This is a genomic window from Kitasatospora purpeofusca, from assembly GCF_042691725.1.
In the GTDB taxonomy this organism is placed as follows: Bacteria; Actinomycetota; Actinomycetes; order Streptomycetales; family Streptomycetaceae; genus Kitasatospora; species Kitasatospora purpeofusca_B.
In genome coordinates this window covers 2,844,321-2,858,423 of record NZ_CP170483.1, presented here as the reverse complement: position 1 = coordinate 2,858,423, position 14,103 = coordinate 2,844,321, and the positions used below count along the sequence as shown (strand labels likewise).

Annotated in this window: 15 protein-coding genes; 4 read left to right on the top strand and 11 right to left on the bottom strand. The window is 72.7% G+C overall.

Annotation, left to right across the window (positions count from 1 at the left end; genetic code table 11):
• Nucleotides 1-19: 19 nt before the first annotated feature.
• The gene (locus tag ACFCLZ_RS11870) at nucleotides 20-622 is read right to left on the bottom strand and encodes a DUF6891 domain-containing protein (protein ID WP_380284850.1); all 603 of its coding nucleotides are present in this window, start codon (nucleotides 620-622) and stop codon (nucleotides 20-22) included.
• Nucleotides 623-732: 110 nt separating this feature from the next.
• On the opposite strand from ACFCLZ_RS11870, the gene ACFCLZ_RS11865 reads away from it, so the two are divergent.
• A complete protein-coding gene (locus ACFCLZ_RS11865; RefSeq protein ID WP_380284849.1) occupies nucleotides 733-1,695 on the top strand; it encodes a DUF1152 domain-containing protein in 963 nt (320 codons plus the stop codon).
• Nucleotides 1,696-1,731: 36 nt separating this feature from the next.
• Here the strand turns inward: ACFCLZ_RS11865 and ACFCLZ_RS11860 are convergent, their stop codons facing one another.
• From ACFCLZ_RS11860 to ACFCLZ_RS11850, 3 genes are read right to left on the bottom strand one after another with little or no spacing between them, the layout of a single operon-like run.
• Entirely contained in the window at nucleotides 1,732-2,277 is a 546-nt protein-coding gene (locus tag ACFCLZ_RS11860) for an FHA domain-containing protein (RefSeq protein WP_380284848.1), read from the bottom strand.
• Nucleotides 2,264-3,763, bottom strand: a complete 1,500-nt coding sequence (locus ACFCLZ_RS11855; protein WP_380284847.1) for a hypothetical protein — start codon at nucleotides 3,761-3,763, stop codon at nucleotides 2,264-2,266. Before ACFCLZ_RS11855 ends, ACFCLZ_RS11860 begins: the two co-directional genes overlap by 14 nt.
• A 31-nt stretch (nucleotides 3,764-3,794) precedes the next feature.
• The gene (locus tag ACFCLZ_RS11850; protein WP_380284846.1) at nucleotides 3,795-4,364 is read right to left on the bottom strand and encodes a DUF1697 domain-containing protein; all 570 of its coding nucleotides are present in this window, start codon (nucleotides 4,362-4,364) and stop codon (nucleotides 3,795-3,797) included.
• Between the two features lie 119 nt (nucleotides 4,365-4,483).
• Between ACFCLZ_RS11850 and ACFCLZ_RS11845 the strand changes: the two genes are divergently transcribed.
• A complete protein-coding gene (locus ACFCLZ_RS11845) occupies nucleotides 4,484-4,954 on the top strand; it encodes a pyridoxamine 5'-phosphate oxidase family protein (RefSeq protein ID WP_380284845.1) in 471 nt (156 codons plus the stop codon).
• 49 nt (nucleotides 4,955-5,003) lie between these two features.
• Here ACFCLZ_RS11845 and ACFCLZ_RS11840 read toward each other — a convergent pair whose 3' ends face one another.
• Nucleotides 5,004-5,360, bottom strand: a complete 357-nt coding sequence (locus ACFCLZ_RS11840) for an arsenate reductase family protein (RefSeq protein ID WP_380284844.1) — start codon at nucleotides 5,358-5,360, stop codon at nucleotides 5,004-5,006.
• 155 nt (nucleotides 5,361-5,515) lie between these two features.
• Between ACFCLZ_RS11840 and ACFCLZ_RS11835 the strand changes: the two genes are divergently transcribed.
• A complete protein-coding gene (locus ACFCLZ_RS11835) occupies nucleotides 5,516-6,733 on the top strand; it encodes a cytochrome P450 (RefSeq protein WP_380284843.1) in 1,218 nt (405 codons plus the stop codon).
• Here the strand turns inward: ACFCLZ_RS11835 and ACFCLZ_RS11830 are convergent.
• On the bottom strand, nucleotides 6,720-7,361 hold the full coding sequence (locus ACFCLZ_RS11830) for an exonuclease (protein WP_380284842.1): 642 nt from the start codon (nucleotides 7,359-7,361) through the stop codon (nucleotides 6,720-6,722). The genes ACFCLZ_RS11835 and ACFCLZ_RS11830 overlap by 14 nt on opposite strands.
• A gap of 273 nt (nucleotides 7,362-7,634) precedes the next feature.
• On the opposite strand from ACFCLZ_RS11830, the gene ACFCLZ_RS11825 reads away from it, so the two are divergent.
• Nucleotides 7,635-8,102 carry a pyridoxamine 5'-phosphate oxidase family protein gene (locus ACFCLZ_RS11825; protein WP_380284841.1) on the top strand — a complete coding sequence of 156 codons (468 nt, stop codon included), beginning with the start codon at nucleotides 7,635-7,637 and terminating at the stop codon, nucleotides 8,100-8,102.
• Between the two features lie 361 nt (nucleotides 8,103-8,463).
• On the opposite strand, the gene cas6e is transcribed toward ACFCLZ_RS11825, so the two are convergent.
• From cas6e to ACFCLZ_RS11800, 5 genes are read right to left on the bottom strand one after another with little or no spacing between them, the layout of a single operon-like run.
• Nucleotides 8,464-9,177 (bottom strand): type I-E CRISPR-associated protein Cas6/Cse3/CasE, encoded by a 714-nt coding sequence (cas6e, locus tag ACFCLZ_RS11820; protein ID WP_380284840.1) that lies wholly within the window; start codon nucleotides 9,175-9,177, stop codon nucleotides 8,464-8,466.
• Nucleotides 9,174-10,076, bottom strand: a complete 903-nt coding sequence (gene cas5 / locus ACFCLZ_RS11815; protein ID WP_380284839.1) for a CRISPR-associated protein Cas5 — start codon at nucleotides 10,074-10,076, stop codon at nucleotides 9,174-9,176. The genes cas6e and cas5 overlap by 4 nt, the downstream gene beginning before the upstream one ends.
• The gene (locus tag ACFCLZ_RS11810; RefSeq protein ID WP_380284838.1) at nucleotides 10,073-11,410 is read right to left on the bottom strand and encodes a type I-E CRISPR-associated protein Cas7/Cse4/CasC; all 1,338 of its coding nucleotides are present in this window, start codon (nucleotides 11,408-11,410) and stop codon (nucleotides 10,073-10,075) included. Before ACFCLZ_RS11810 ends, cas5 begins: the two co-directional genes overlap by 4 nt.
• Nucleotides 11,407-11,958 (bottom strand): type I-E CRISPR-associated protein Cse2/CasB, encoded by a 552-nt coding sequence (gene casB / locus ACFCLZ_RS11805; protein WP_380284837.1) that lies wholly within the window; start codon nucleotides 11,956-11,958, stop codon nucleotides 11,407-11,409. Before casB ends, ACFCLZ_RS11810 begins: the two co-directional genes overlap by 4 nt.
• Nucleotides 11,955-13,556 carry a type I-E CRISPR-associated protein Cse1/CasA gene (locus ACFCLZ_RS11800; protein WP_380284836.1) on the bottom strand — a complete coding sequence of 534 codons (1,602 nt, stop codon included), beginning with the start codon at nucleotides 13,554-13,556 and terminating at the stop codon, nucleotides 11,955-11,957. Before ACFCLZ_RS11800 ends, casB begins: the two co-directional genes overlap by 4 nt.
• Nucleotides 13,557-14,103: the final 547 nt, after the last annotated feature.

The following is a 14,103-nucleotide window of genomic DNA, read 5'->3' as shown; positions in this document are numbered from 1 at the left end:
GGCGTCCGGCGTGCGGCCGCTACTCCGGCAGGCGGTTGAGCCAGGTGATCGGCGTGACCGCGATCGCCGTCTCCGGCGAGCCGTCCCACTCCACCGGAAGCCCGGCGGCCGTCAGCGCGGCGGCGACGTCACGCCCGACCCCGGCCGTCCGCCGCACGGCCGCCTCCGTCGGCTCGCCGTCCACCTGGAACCCGCCGTACCGCAGCAGCAACGCGCCGCCCTCGGCGGCCCGTTCGGTGTCCTGCTGATGGAAGAACACGAAGCCGCGCGAGTCCTCCTCGGCCTCGCCCCCGATCTCGGCGTAACCGCAGTTCGCGCAACAGGTGAAGTCCATCGCGGCGACGATGCCCAGTTCCTCCAGGGCGTCGAAGGCGGCCTCCAGCCGGTCGATGTCGGTCGTCTCCGGCCAGGCGGCCTGCTCCCGCAGACGCTCCCGCCACAGCGGAGCGACGATCCGCTCCGCCTCCTCCACCGTCAGCCCCTGGTCGTCGAGGTCATCGACCAGGGACTCGGCTATCTCGTCCGGCTCCTGGAAGCCACACCGGATCAGCTCACGGGCCCGCTCCTCGGCGTCCCGCAGTACCTCGGCGGCAAGGGTGCTCTGCACGGTGTCCTGGTCCATACCCGCATCCAAGCACCCGCCACTGACAAGTCCGGCCCGCCCGGTCACGCCCCGGTTCCGGTCCGGGTCCGCCCCGCTCCCGCCGCCGTCCGCGGTGCTACCGTCCCCCGGTGGCCTCCCTCCTCCAGCCCCCGCTGATCACCCGTCTGCTCGCCGCCGAGCGCATCCTGATCGCCGGCGCGGGCGGCGGCTTCGACGTCTACGCGGGCCTTCCGCTCGCCCTCGCCCTGCGCGCGGCCGGCAAGCAGGTGCACCTCGCCAACCTCTCCTTCAGCGCGCTCGACGCCCTGCCCATCGACGTCTGGCAGGAGCCCGACCTGGCCCTCATCGGCCCCGACACCCCCGCCCCCGAGGGCTACTTCCCGGAACGGACGCTGGCCCGCTGGCTCCGCCTGCACGGCATGCCCGACGCCGTCTGGGCGTTCCCCAGGACGGGCGTGCGGCCACTGCGCGCCGCCTACCGGGCCCTCACCGACCGGCTCGGCATCGACGCCGTCCTGCTGGTCGACGGCGGGACCGACATCCTGATGCGCGGCGACGAGACGGGCCTCGGCACGCCCGAGGAGGACATGGCGAGCCTCGCCGCGGTCGCCGGCCTGACCGGGATCCCCGAGCGCCTGGTCGCCTGCCTCGGTTTCGGCATCGACGCCTACCACGGGGTCAACCACGCGCTGGTGCTGGAGAACCTGGCCGCGCTCGACCGGGCCGGCGGCTACCTCGGCGCCTTCTCGGTCCCGCGCGACAGCCGTGAGGGCGTCCTCTACCTGGACGCGGTCGAGCACGCCAGGGCGGCGTTCCCGGAGCACCCGAGCATCGTCCACGGCTCGGTGGCGGCCGCGCTGCGCGGCGAGTTCGGCGACGTCCGGTTCACCACCCGGACCGAGGGCGGCAGCCTCTTCGTCAACCCGCTGATGACGCTCTACTTCGGTGTCACGGTGGAGGCGCTGGTCGCCGAGCACCGCTACCTCGACCGGCTCGAAAGGACCGTCCTGATGCGTCAGATCAGCAGCGTCATAGCGGACTTCCAGGACTCGCTGCCGGCCCAGCGTCAGCCCCGCCAGTTCCCGCACTGACGCTCCCGCGCCACCGGTTCCCGCACCGGCGGCCGCTCAGCCCGAGGCGAGCCGGAACTCCAGGTTGCCGAACCGGACCTGGTCGCCCGGCCGCACCCGCACCCCGCCGACGATCCGGAACCCGTTGACGTGCGTGCCGTTGGTCGACCCGAGGTCGTACAGCACCCAGCCGTCGCCCTCCCGGCGCAGCTCGGCGTGGTGCCGGGAGACCGACGTGTCGTTCAGCCGCAGCCCCGACCCGGGGATCCGGCCTATCGTCAACTGCCCGGCCCCGGCCTCCGGGAGGCTCAGCCCGGGCAGCCGCTCGGCCCTCCACGCCTCGCCCAGCCGGACCCTGAACGCGGAGGCCTGCCCGACCGCGCGCAGCACGAAGCGCCCCACCGGGTTCCCGGCCGGCAGGTCCGCCGTCACCGCGTTCAACTCGGCGCGGCTGCCCGCGTGGAGGACGAGGTCCAGCCGGCCGAGAAAGGTGTCGTGCGACAGCCGGCCGTTCCCCGCGCCCTCCCGCAGCACCCCGAGGGCCCGGTCCCGCTCGGCCTCGGACGGCCGGACCACCCGGGTCAGGTTCTCACGCGACGTCATGGACCGATTCTCGACCGCCCCCGCCCACCTGTCCAGATTCCCCGGACCGCCGCTCCAGTGCGAAGCCGGCGCCCACCGTCAGCCGTCCGCCGTCCTTGTGTACCGCCCCCGCCGTGCCGAACGCCGCTGGGCCGAATGCCGCTGGGCCGAGCCGGAACCGCTTCAGCCGCTCGGCCTTCGCCACGACCAGCCCCCACGGTCCGGCCTCCTCGGGCGGCACGGCGAGGTGGACGACCGCCGAGGCGGGTTCGTCCGGGTCGCGGCCGTGGCCGTGGCCGTCGAAGCGGACCGCCAGCAGTCGCACCGCCGCCCGTTCGGGCTTCGGCCTCGGTCGTGGCCCGGCGGCGGGCCCCGGTACCGCCCGCAGCCGGTCGGCCAGGTGCTCCGCCCACTCCCCGGCCCGGCCGGGCCGGCTCCGCGAGGAGAGCTGTTCCGCGAACCAGCCCGCCCAGGCGTCGCCGCCGCGCGCCACCCACCGCTCGATCAGGGCGCGCCCGCCCGCCTCGCCCCGCCGTGCCGCCGCCAGCAGGTCCGTTCCGGCGCCCTCGAAGATCCGGCAGAGCTCCAGGATCGCGCCGCGGGAGACGTGTTCGGGGTGCCGCGCCATCCGGATGTCCAGCATCGCGCGCTGCACGAGGAGCGCCGCCGGCCGGTGCGCCCCGCCGTCGAAGACGGTGAACGGCGGACCGGGCCTTCGCCCGCCGAACCGTGCGGACCGCCGCGCTACCGGTGTCGCGGCGTCCGCCGCCCGCCCGGCCCCGGTCAGGTGCCAGAACGGATCCTCGATCCCCACCGTCGCCCGGGCCGCCCGGAGCAGCCCGACCCCGGCCACCCGCAGTTCCACCCCGTCCGCGTTCACCCGCCACTCCAGCGGGCCCGTCGCGGACGGTCCCGCGTCGAACTCCGCGACCGACACCTCGTCCAGCGACAGGAGCAGCCGCGGTGCCGGCCGCCCCGTCGTCCCGTCCTGCCCCGTCGTCCCGTCCCGCCGCGGCAGCTCGTAGGTGCGCGGCACCTCCACGCCCAGGGCCGCACGCAGCCGCGTGCCGGACAGTTCGGCCTCCAGCCACAGCAGGCGGCCGCAGGAGAGGTCGTACCCGTCCACGGCCGGCTCGGTCAGCGGCGCGGCCACCGGGAAGAGCGTCCCGCCGTACCCCCGGTAGGGGCGGCGGTCGTCCGGTTCCGGCGCCGGTATCAGCCCCGCGACCGGGTGCCCGGCCGCCGCCGACTGCTCCAGCATCCACGCGTACCGCGCCTCGCCCAGCCCGGCCATCCACCGCAGCCCGGCCCGCGCGGCCCGCTCCCGGCGCAGCGCGGTCCGGCGGAGCGCGGTGGCGGCCAGCGGGAAGGTGTTGTTGTCCCAGACGTCCGCACAGCGCACGACCGCCGCGCGGTCGAAGGTCCGGCCGTCGGCCGCCGCCTCCGCGATCCGGACGAACGAGCGGTCGAGCAGCGCGGCGTAGGCGTCCAGTGCGGATCGAGCCAACGGGGGCCTCCGGGTCGTCGTGGGCGAAAGGTCAGGCCTTCCGCGCCGCGGCCACGATCTTGGCCGTGGTGTGCAGGAACCGCGAGGTCGCCAAGCCCCGGTAGGACTTCCCGAAGAGCGCACCGGTGGTGACCCACTTGCCGTCCTTCAGGTGCACCACGACGTACGCGGTGCCGGGGTCGGCGCCGATCACCTCGTAGTCGCCCTTCGGCGAGGTGTACGGGACCGGGAAGTCGGCGGGCAGCGGCTCGGAGAGGAAGTTCACCGTGAGCCGGACTTCCGGGGTCACCTCGACGCCCGCGAACGGCTCGGCGTCCAGCACCGCCTGGACCTCGTCCACCGTGCGCAGCAGCACCGGCACCGCGTAGCCCAGCCGCTCCTCCAGATGGCGCTCGATCCGCCCGGTCAGCGCGGCCCGGCCCGCCGTGTCGGCGGCGTCGGCGGCATCGGCGGTGAAGAAGACGTTGCCGCTCTGGATGTAGGAGCCGACGCGCTCCAGACCGAGCTCGCCGAACAGCGCGCGCAGGCGCTCCATCCTCACCGTCCGGCCGCCGACGTTCACGGCCCGCAGGAAGGCGATGTAGGTGGTGGTAGAGGTCACCCGGCCAGTGTGGCACCGGGCACCGACAGCGGGCACCGTCTCCGGGCACCGAAGCGGGCACCGGCAGCGGGCACCGGCACCGGACGGCGGCTGTCGGTGCCCGGTGCCACACTGGCGCCATGGCTACCTGGCAGGATTTCGAGCACGAGGCACCGGACCTGGCCCCCGCCGTGCGGGCCCGCTTCGAGGCCAACAAGCACCACGTCCTGGCGACGCTCCGCAAGGACGGCTCGCCCCGGGTGAGCGGCACCGAGGTCGACTTCATCGGGGCCGACGTGATGCTCGGGTCGATGCGCGGCGCGGTCAAGGCGTTGGACCTGCGCCGCGACGCCCGCTTCGCGCTGCACAGCAACCCGAGCGACGCGACGCTGGCCGAGGGCGACTCCAAGCTGTCCGGTCGGGCCGTCGAACTCACCGACGCGACGGACATCGCCGGCTACGAGGCAGAGCTGCCCGAGCCGCCGCCCGGCCCGTACCACGCCTTCCGGCTGGAACTGGAGCAGGTCGTGCACACCACCGTCGAGGGCGACGCGGTGCGGATCAGCTCCTGGCGCCCGGGCGAGCAGGTGCGGCGGTTCGAACGCCGCTGACGGCGGCCGTCGGGGCGGGACAGCGGCCGTCGGGGCAGGACGGCAGCCGTTACGGCAGGACGGACCTGAGCGCCTCGGGGGTGCGGGCGATCACGGTGTGCCCGTCGTCCGCGGTGATGATCGGGCGCTGGATCAGGATCGGGTGCTCGGCCATCGCCGCGAGCCAGCGCGCCCGGTCGCCCGCCTCCCGGCCCCACTGCTTCATGCCGAGGTCCTTGGCCACCTGCTCGTCGGGCCGGGTGATGTCCCACGGCTCCAGGCCCAGCCGCTCCAGCACCTGCTCCAGCTCGGCGACGCTCGGCGGGTCCTCCAGGTAGCGCCGCACGGTGTACGTGACGCCGGCGCCGGTCAGCTCGCTCAGCGCGGTACGGCACTTCCCGCAGCGGGGGTTGATCCAGATCTCCATCCCGCCAGCCTACCGACCCGTCCCCGTCCGGCTCCGCCCGCGCGCCCCGCACCGCCCGGCCCGCGCCCGGCCGGATCTGCCCCCTGCCCGGGAACTCCCCTCCGGCCACCAACAGTTGTCCGTCAGGGGATTGGATCTACGGAGGGGAAGGCCGGATGGACGGCGCGTCGATCATCGAGCAGCTCATGACGACCGAGGGGCGGTTCGACCCCTATCCGCTGTACGCGCGGGCGCACGAACTCGGCGCGGCCGTGCCGGCGGGCCCCGGGGCGGTCCTGGTGGTCGGGCACGCCGCCGCCAACCAGGTGCTGCGCAACCCGGCCTTCGCCCTGGAGGACACCAAGAGCCTCGCCGCCGACCACGCGGAACTGTTCGCCCACCCCTCCATCGAGCTCTTCGGCCGCTCGATCCTCCAGCGCAACGCCCCCGACCACGGCCGGGTCCGCTCGCTCATCGCCTCGGCCTTCAACGCCCGCCGGGTCGCCGCCCTGCGGCCGGCGATCGAGGCGACGGTGGAGCGGCTGCTCGACGAACTGGCCGACCGGGGCTCCGACGGCTCGCCCGTCGACTTCATGGACGCCTTCGCCTTCCGCCTCCCGGTCGAGGTGATCTGCGAACTGCTCGGCGTCCCCGCCGCCGACCGCCACCGCTTCCGCGGCCTCGCCTCGGACCTCACCATCGCGCTGGAGCTCATCCAGGACCTCGGCGAACTGGCCGCCGCCGACCTCGCGGCCGAGGAACTCTCCGCCTACTTAGCCGAGTTGACCGCCGAGCGGCTGGCCCGCCCGACCGACGACCTGGTCAGCGAGCTGGTCCGGATCGCCGCCGACTCCGCGGACCGGATCTCCGGCGAGGAACTGCTGAGCAACCTCGCCCTCCTCCTGGTGGCCGGCTTCGAGACCACCACCAACCTCCTCGGCAACGGCCTCGCCCTGCTCTTCCGCCACCCTGAGGCCGCCGAGGGCCTGCGCACCGGAGCCCTCGACCCCTCGCTCTTCACCGACGAGGTGCTGCGCTACGACTCCCCGGTCCAGGTGACCTCCCGGATCTCCACCGCCCCCGATCTCGCGGTGGCCGGCCTGCCGACCCCGACCGGCACCGTCGTCTTCACCATGCTGGGCGCCGCCAACCACGACCCGGCCCGCTACCCCCGCCCGGACCGCTTCGACCCCACCCGCACCGACAGCCAGCCGCTCAGCTTCGGCGGCGGTTCGCACTTCTGCCTCGGCAGCCAACTCGCGCGCCTGGAGGCCGACATCGCCGTCCCCGCCCTCCTCGACCGGTTCCCCCGTCTCGCCCCCGGCGGCGTCCCCACCCGCCGCGACCGCCTCGTCCTGCGCGGCTACGAGACCCTTCCCGTCACCGTCCGCTGACCCGCTCGTGCGGCCCGTCCCACTCCATCAGGTTGGCGAAGAGCAGCGCCTGCTCGCGTGCGTCGTCGAGGGCATGGTGGGTGTGGGGCAGGTCGGGCAGCAGCTCCGCCGGCATCGAGCGCTTGCCGATCCCGGCGAACGGCACGCCCGCCCGCGCCGCGTACAGCGTCTTGACGTCCAGGCAGCCCGAGTGGCCGAACGGGCTGGAGCCGGTGAAGCGGACCAGGTACCAGTAGAGGAACTGCCAGTCGTAGACGGCGGGGTAGCCCACCATCACCGGCCGGTACCGCCGCCCGTCCGGGCCGGTGCGCAGCTGCTCCAGCCAGCGCGCGAACTGGCCCATGGCGACGGCCGGATCGGTGCCGCCGGCGAGCAGCGCCGCCCGGTCCAGCCCGGAGACGGCCAGCGCCTCGGGCACCCACGTGTCGGAGACGGGCCGCAGTTCGCGGTAGAAGCCCGCCGCCGTGGCCGGGGCGGGCCGGAAGCCGTCCGCGTCGTGCCACCCGGCCACCACCGCGCCGAAGCTGACCATCGAGTACGGGCCGGGGATCGGCCCGTCCGCCTCGACGTCCACCGACACGTACACCGTCGGCGTGACCTTGCCCGCCGCCCCGCTCCTCGTCCCCATGCGCCAAGTCTCGGGCCCCGGCACGTCCTTGGCCACCGGGTTTCGCCGGTCCCGTCCGGGCCCGGCCCGTCCTCGGCCCGCGAGGTCCAGGGTGCGGGCGGACCGGTAGCGGCAGCCGGCGGCGGCGAAGGCCGCCGCGACGGCGCGCAGGCGTGCGGGTCGCCTCCGTGGTGCCGTCCGTGGTGCTCTCCGTAGTCGGTACGGATGCGGCCCGGCCCCCATCCGCGGGAGGCTGTGAGCGACCCCGCCGGATACGACAGGAGTGAAGTGACCATGGCCGCACCGCGTTCCCGCGCCCAGCGCCGGCACGACGCCGAGCAGCGCCTCGCCCACGACATCGATGTCTGGGTGGCCACGGCCTCGCCGGACGGCACGCCCCACCTCGTCCCGCTCTCCTTCGACTGGGACGGCGAGACGCTGCTGCTCGCCACCCCGCCCGGCAGCCCGACCGGCCGCAACCTCGCCGCCACCGGCACCGCCCGCCTGGCCCTGGGCCACACCCGGGACGTCTGCCTGATCGAGGGCGAGGTCGAGGTCCTGGACCTCGACGCCCTCCCGCGCGAGCGCGGCGACCGCTTCGCCGCCCGCACCGGCTTCGACCCACGCGTCTCGGCCCCGTCCTACAGCTGGTTCCGAGTCACGCCCCGCGGCGTCCGGTCCTGGCGCGAGTCGAACGAACTGGCCGGCCGCGAGCTGATGTCCGACGGCCACTGGCTCGACCGACCGGCACCGCGGCCCTGACCGACACCTCACCGCAAAGGACTCCCACCATGACGAACACCACCCGGACCTTCGACGGCTGCACGCCAAGGAGCTCAAGGCCGCTGCCCGCCGCAGCCCCCGCACCGCCAAGGCCGACGGCGAGCAGGACGTCCTCGCCAAGATCGCCGAGATGGAGCCCACCGCCTACGCCCTCACCACCCTCACCCCCGACGTCGAGTCCCACATCACCACCCTCCTCACCCGCGCCACCACCTGAGCCGCGCCCTCCTCCGGCACGCCACTCGGGCTGATTGTCGGAGGAGGGGCGGGGCGGTGGGGGCCGGCGCTGTTCCCGGTGAGGCAGATGCCGCTCAGCGCCCCCATCGGTGCCGCGGGCCGGTCAGCGGACCAGGATGAGACCGCAGCCGTATGCTCGCGCATGGCCCACACCGTCGGAGAGAGCGGTGACGAACGCCGTGGGGTCGGTGACGGTCAGGGCGCCGCGCAACTCGGCGCGAGTGATCTTCAGGCCCTTGTGGGATGTGGAACTGGACACCGTGGGCAGCATCCGCACTGAGATGGTCCCGGGGTCGGCGGTGCCGCCTGTGCCGCCGACGGATCCGTGCCCGTCTCCGAAGTGACGGGCACACCACCTCCTGACACCGTCGGGATTGGTGTGCGCCACCCGCCGACCGCGAGTCTGTTCCCGGCCGGGAGCGGTCTGCCGCTTGCTGTAGGTCGGATTGACGACCGCTCGGAAGCCGACGGTGTCGCCGATGCGGAAGGTGCGGTCGACCGTGATGGAGTGCGGCGCCTCTCGTAGGACGCCATTGGGCAGCTGTCCCCAGTCCGCTGCCACCTTGGACTGCACGACGAGGACCAGCGCGGCCTCTTTGAGGTTGATCGACCAGGTGGACAGGATGCCCATTTGAGCGCGGGCGTCGGAGCTGCCGTCGTCGACCCAACCGCGGAAGCCGCTCATCACAGTGCGGTGCATCTCCTGGGCGTCGACCAACGACTTCGCCACGTAGGGATGGCGGGCGTCCAGGGTCAGCACCGAGTGGGAGGCGACGAAGCGTGCCGTCGTCGTACGGAGCCGTGCTGCATCGCTCACGGGATGATGCCCCTCCATTCGGCTGCGTCCGGGGCGATCGTGATCCTGCGGGCGATCTCCCAGCGCGTGGTGTGCTCGGGCTTCAAAGGAGAGAAGCCCACTGGCTGGTCTTGAACGGGCGTGGCTCCCGGTTCGGAGGGCGGGACTTGTAACCAGGCCCAGGCGCGGTCCCGCGGAGGCCCGGATCCGTCGGGGCCAGGAAGCAGCCGGTGCCTGCGGAAGGCGGTGTCCAGGTCACCGGGGAAGGTACCCAGGAAGAGGGTCCCGGACGGGGGACAGGATTTGCGCCCCAGCCACAGCAGGTGCCGCGGATGTTCCAGCGCGTGGCCCACCGAGGCCAGGAAGTCCTCGTCCTCGTGCTGGAGACCTACCAGGAAGGCCGCGTCGGAGAGGTACCACCGCTCCGTGATGAGGCCCGAGCGGGTCAGCTCGGCGGAGACCAGCACCCCGGAGGCCGGGTCGGCAGTGATCTTCTTGGGCGCGCCGTACCAGTGCGCCAGCGGGTGGTGCCCGAACCTGCCGCCGGTGCCCGCGTCGAGCGAGGCCGAGACGGCCGCGGCCCGCCGGTGGTCCAGGATCAGATCACGAGGTCGCAGCGGGTAGGTGCCGGCTCCCACGGTGTGGTAGTCGCGGACCGGGACGCCGGGATGGTCGGCCCGCACGGCGAACGTCGTTCGGGCCAGCTCTCCGAGAGCTGTCGGCCTGCCCGGTCGCGTTGACGCCGACTCCTTCGGCTCCTCCAGGGGCATGGAGCGCGGCAGGCCCATGGCCGCCGCACACATGCCGATCACGGCCGACTTGGTGGGTCGGCTGTGAGAGTCCCGTCGGGCGGGGAAGCGGCTGGCGACGCCCCACGACTGAAGGGGTCCGGCCAGCCGGATGAGCAGGACGTACGTCATGAAGTCAGGCCCTCGACGGTCTCCACGCGGGTTGCCTCCGAAGGCCGCAGTTCATCGAGGAGCGCGTCGACCTGAGGGTCGTACGTGAGCAGGCGGGCCCTGGCGATGTCGGGGCGACGCCTTCCGACGAACGTGTGGTGGCGGAGCAGCCGCGTCACCCCGGCCAGGCCGGCCGGCCCTTCGCCTCCCCGGTCCTCGGGGTCCTCGTCGATGGGCTTCTGGAAGGCCGCCGCGTAGTTGTAGGGCCGCTCGCCCTCGAAGGCCAGGACCAGAGCGGGGAGCGAGCCGGTGGAGGCCGTGGAGTTCTTCTTCGCCTGGGGGAAGGCCTCGACGAATCCGGTGACAAACTCCTGCTCCGCCGCGACGGCCGTCTCGGCCGCCTCGGCCTCGGACATCCCGGCAGCCCGGAGGTTGGTCCTCAGCTGGGTCCGGTCGAGGACGGCGTGCCGGTAGAAGGTGCCGGAGATCAGCGACTGGTACCCCGTCATTCCGGCCCCCGCGTCGTCTGTGGCGTCCAAGAAGTCCAGTGCGTTCTGTTTGCGGTCGAGTTTGACGTCGTCTGCGGCGGCGTAGAAGTCGTCCACCGTCTCGGCTTCCTGGATCGTGAAGGCGTGGGCACTCTGGACCGCGCCGTCCACATTGGGGGAGTCGGCGATCTCCGCGAGGAACCGGCCGTAGAGCGCGATGTCGATGGCATCGCGCGGCGCCAGTGCGGTGAGTACCGCGGCGCGCGACTCCTTCGGAAGCGACGGCAGGTTCTTGCCCCCCGATCCGTCGCCCCCGTCGTTCTCGGACTCCTCGGCCGCCGCGGGGGTGCCCCGCTTCGGCTTCGCTGCGGAGGCCTGGGCCTTGAGGTACTCATCCCGCCAGTACCGCAGTTCCACGGCGTGCGTCGCGATGTGGGCCGCGATCCGCTCACCGGTGTCGGCGGGCGCGAACAGCAGGACCTTGGTGAGGTTCGCGACGGTCTTCTTCGACGCGTCGCCGAACTTCAACCCCACGGCCTCCAGGACCGCCCGTGCCGTGCTCACGGACTCGTCCTTCTCCCAGCCGTGTTCCTTCTCCAGGACCCGTGCCGTGACCAGGGCCCATTCCCGGGTGCGTTGGCCCATGGTACGGCCGGCCAGCGGGCCGACGCCGACGTTCGCCCGATTGCGGGCGTGCATCCGTTCGGCCCGTCGCCTCGCCTGGCTGGTGATCATGTGCCGCTCGAAGCCGCCGTAGACGATGGTCTTCGGGGCATTGTTCTCATCGCGGACAGGGAGGACCGCCGCCAAGGTTTCGAGCAGGTGGAGGGAGAGGAACTGTGCGCGCGGTGTCGATGGTCCGGTCATGTACTGCTGCCCTTCTGGCGAACGGTCCGGCGGAGGACCTGCGGTTCGTGGAAGTCGACTGCCCAGCGGTCCGCCACGCGGGCCTTCCGGTCGTTCCACTGACCGAGGTCGACGACGAGGCGGGTCCAGGACGGCGGTTGCTGCTCGCAGGAGCGCAGCCGGGCGACACCGTGATGGAGGTGGCGCCAGGGGATGCGCCGACCGGACACGATCCGGTCGACGAGCCGCGTCGCACCGGGGTCCTCGGGTCCGCGGGCTGTGGGCGGGCCGATCCTGCGGGCAGCAACGCCGAAGCTGCCGTAGCCCGGAGTGGGAATCCTGACGCCCCGGTGGTACACGGCGAACAGGAAGGCCACCTGCTCGTAGACTTCCCTCTTCTCCTGGTCCGCGGCCAACCAGCCGGCCCGGTACCTGGCGCTGCTGCCCGCGGTGACGCGTCGCAGCTGCGCGAGGTCGCCGTACTGCCGGTTGCGCACCAGCGCCATCAGCCAGGCCGTCAGCTGAGCGGCACTCGACTCCAGGGACTCCGGCTCATCCGGATCGGTCATGCTTCTCCGTTCGTGAGGTCGCGGATGTCGGGCGGCGCCTTGGGGCCGGTGAGGAAGTCCGTGAACCCGCGGTGTGCCGCCGCCCGGGCCCGGCGCCCTTGGCCGTTCCCCGGCAGCGCGTCGAGGCGCTGTGTCAGGAGCTCTTCCGCCGTCTCCACGAGCCACCGCGTGTATTCGGGCATGCAATCGGCGACCGGTGCCCCGTCGGCGACATCGGCGAGCAGTGTGTGGAAGGGGAGTTCGGTGGCCTTCCATTGCTCCGCGCGTGCGTCGAAGCGGGCGATCTGCGCCTTCTTGTCGGACGGCTTGGGGTTGGGAAACATGACTTCCCACGCCTTGAATGCGGCTCGGTCCAACGACCGGGCCAGATGCTCCGCCACCTGCGAGCCTCTCAGCGACGCCTGGTACAGCGCCGGGGCCTGCCCCGGGGCGAAGGGGAACACGCTGGTCACCCAGCCGATGGGCGTGGACTTCGCCGAAAGGAGGCCGACCGCGAGCAGTTTGAAGGAGCGGCTCGCCTCCCCGTCCTCCTTCGGCAGCCGCGCGAGGCGCTTGTAGAGGCCGCCCGACCGCCTCTCGACCGCCGCGTAGAGGGCGTGCGCCTCACGCCACAAGTCACGTGTGGCCGAAGGCCACAGGGGCTTGGATACCCCGTTGCGCGTCTCCGACATCACCGCGTCCTGGAGGTGCTTCGCCGCCTCCAGTTCGAGGAGTTCGCCGGCGCCGATCAGAACACGGTCGACGCCGGCCAGGACACCGGAGAGCCCCGGTGTGGGGCGCAGCAGAACCGACCGGCCCAGGTAGCTGTGCAGGTCCGCATAGCCCGCAACGGTGCGGGGCGGCGGCTTGCTCTTGAAGCCGCGCCGCTCAACCGGGCCCTGGGTCCAGGTCAGGTTGAGCACCCGTGGATCATCCGTGGTCGGGGTCAGGTTCAGCCGCAAGGTGTGGCCCAGAGTCCGGCCCAGAGCGAGTACCCGGACGCGGCCGCCGAGCCGCCCGGTGGCGAGGTTGGTGATGGTCGGTCCCAGAGTCTCCTTGCCCGAGATCCGGGCGCGGCCGGAGAGCCCGAAGAGGTGCTGGGTCAGTACAGCCCGGTAAGCCTTGGCGGCCGGCAGCGGGTCGGGGTGATCGAGATGATGGTGATCGGCGAACTGGCTGTAATCCCCGCTGTGTTCCAGCACCAGCTGAGCCGGGCCCGTCCCGTGTTCTGCCAGGAACTCACGAAGGAGCGCGTTCTGCCCCAGCGGACGGGCGGGATGGAACAGATTCCAGTCGTCGTCCGGCTGCTCCGCCAGCCAGGAGGCGACCCCGTCCAGCGGGTGCTCCGACTGCACCCACTGCTGCCATTCCTCGGCCGAGGTCGGGTACGTGCCGGAGGCGTAGCAGAGGGCCAGCAGGAATTCGATGACGGCGACCTTCTCCCCGGGGGTCTCGCCGTCCACGTCCGTCAAGGCGTCCGCCTGGGAGAACAGGTCCGTCAGCCGCCGCCCGACCACGGCACCGTCGAGCCCATAGGCAAGGACGAACGTGTGTTCCCGAGGGTCCCAGCGGGGCCCGTCGGCGGCCTCGTCGGATGTCGGAGGGGGAACCTGATGCATGACGTCGGACCTCGGAGGATCGTCGTTCGCCCCTGGAGGGGGCCGAGTGGCTGCCGGTGGCTCGCCTGCTCGCATCGCCTGGAGGCGCGGTCGGCCCCGCGGCAGGCGGGGAAGAGGCTGTGGGACGGTCGTCAAGAAAGACCCACCGGAGGGGCATCCCTGCTGGTGCAGGATCCGGTGGCGCAGTGAGCGCCTGCGCTATCGTGTCCGGCACCCCCTGTGTGGCCGTGGTGGCGCTGCCGATCGTCCGGCGCGGCACCGGCCCGGGGCCTTGGGCGGCCTCTCCCGGCAATACCAGTGCCGGGAGAGGCTCTTTCACCTGAGCATGATGAGACGTGAGACGACTGCCGAGATGACGGCCTGCACCGTCAGGTAGGCCAAGTCTTCCCTGTGTTCCCGAAACCACCTCCCTCCGCTGACCAGACGGGCCTTCAGCCAACCTCCGGCGGGGCTGCTCACGCGGTCACTCCTCCCGGATCCGGTTCCCAGGCGCGCGCCTGGGAACCGGAAGCCGGAAGAGTGCTGACGCCCCGTCAGAAAAAAGCGT

Coding starts and splice junctions, on each gene's coding strand:
- ACFCLZ_RS11800 (WP_380284836.1), bottom strand. CDS start 13,556: ATGCATCAGGTTCCCCCTCCGACATCCGACGAGGCCGCCGACGGGCCC.
- ACFCLZ_RS11860 (WP_380284848.1), bottom strand. CDS start 2,277: ATGACGTCGCGTGAGAACCTGACCCGGGTGGTCCGGCCGTCCGAGGCC.
- ACFCLZ_RS11845 (WP_380284845.1), top strand. CDS start 4,484: ATGGCTACCTGGCAGGATTTCGAGCACGAGGCACCGGACCTGGCCCCC.
- ACFCLZ_RS11840 (WP_380284844.1), bottom strand. CDS start 5,360: ATGGAGATCTGGATCAACCCCCGCTGCGGGAAGTGCCGTACCGCGCTG.
- casB (WP_380284837.1), bottom strand. CDS start 11,958: ATGACCGATCCGGATGAGCCGGAGTCCCTGGAGTCGAGTGCCGCTCAG.
- ACFCLZ_RS11830 (WP_380284842.1), bottom strand. CDS start 7,361: ATGGGGACGAGGAGCGGGGCGGCGGGCAAGGTCACGCCGACGGTGTAC.
- ACFCLZ_RS11825 (WP_380284841.1), top strand. CDS start 7,635: ATGGCCGCACCGCGTTCCCGCGCCCAGCGCCGGCACGACGCCGAGCAG.
- cas5 (WP_380284839.1), bottom strand. CDS start 10,076: ATGACGTACGTCCTGCTCATCCGGCTGGCCGGACCCCTTCAGTCGTGG.
- ACFCLZ_RS11870 (WP_380284850.1), bottom strand. CDS start 622: ATGGACCAGGACACCGTGCAGAGCACCCTTGCCGCCGAGGTACTGCGG.
- ACFCLZ_RS11835 (WP_380284843.1), top strand. CDS start 5,516: ATGGACGGCGCGTCGATCATCGAGCAGCTCATGACGACCGAGGGGCGG.
- ACFCLZ_RS11810 (WP_380284838.1), bottom strand. CDS start 11,410: ATGACCGGACCATCGACACCGCGCGCACAGTTCCTCTCCCTCCACCTG.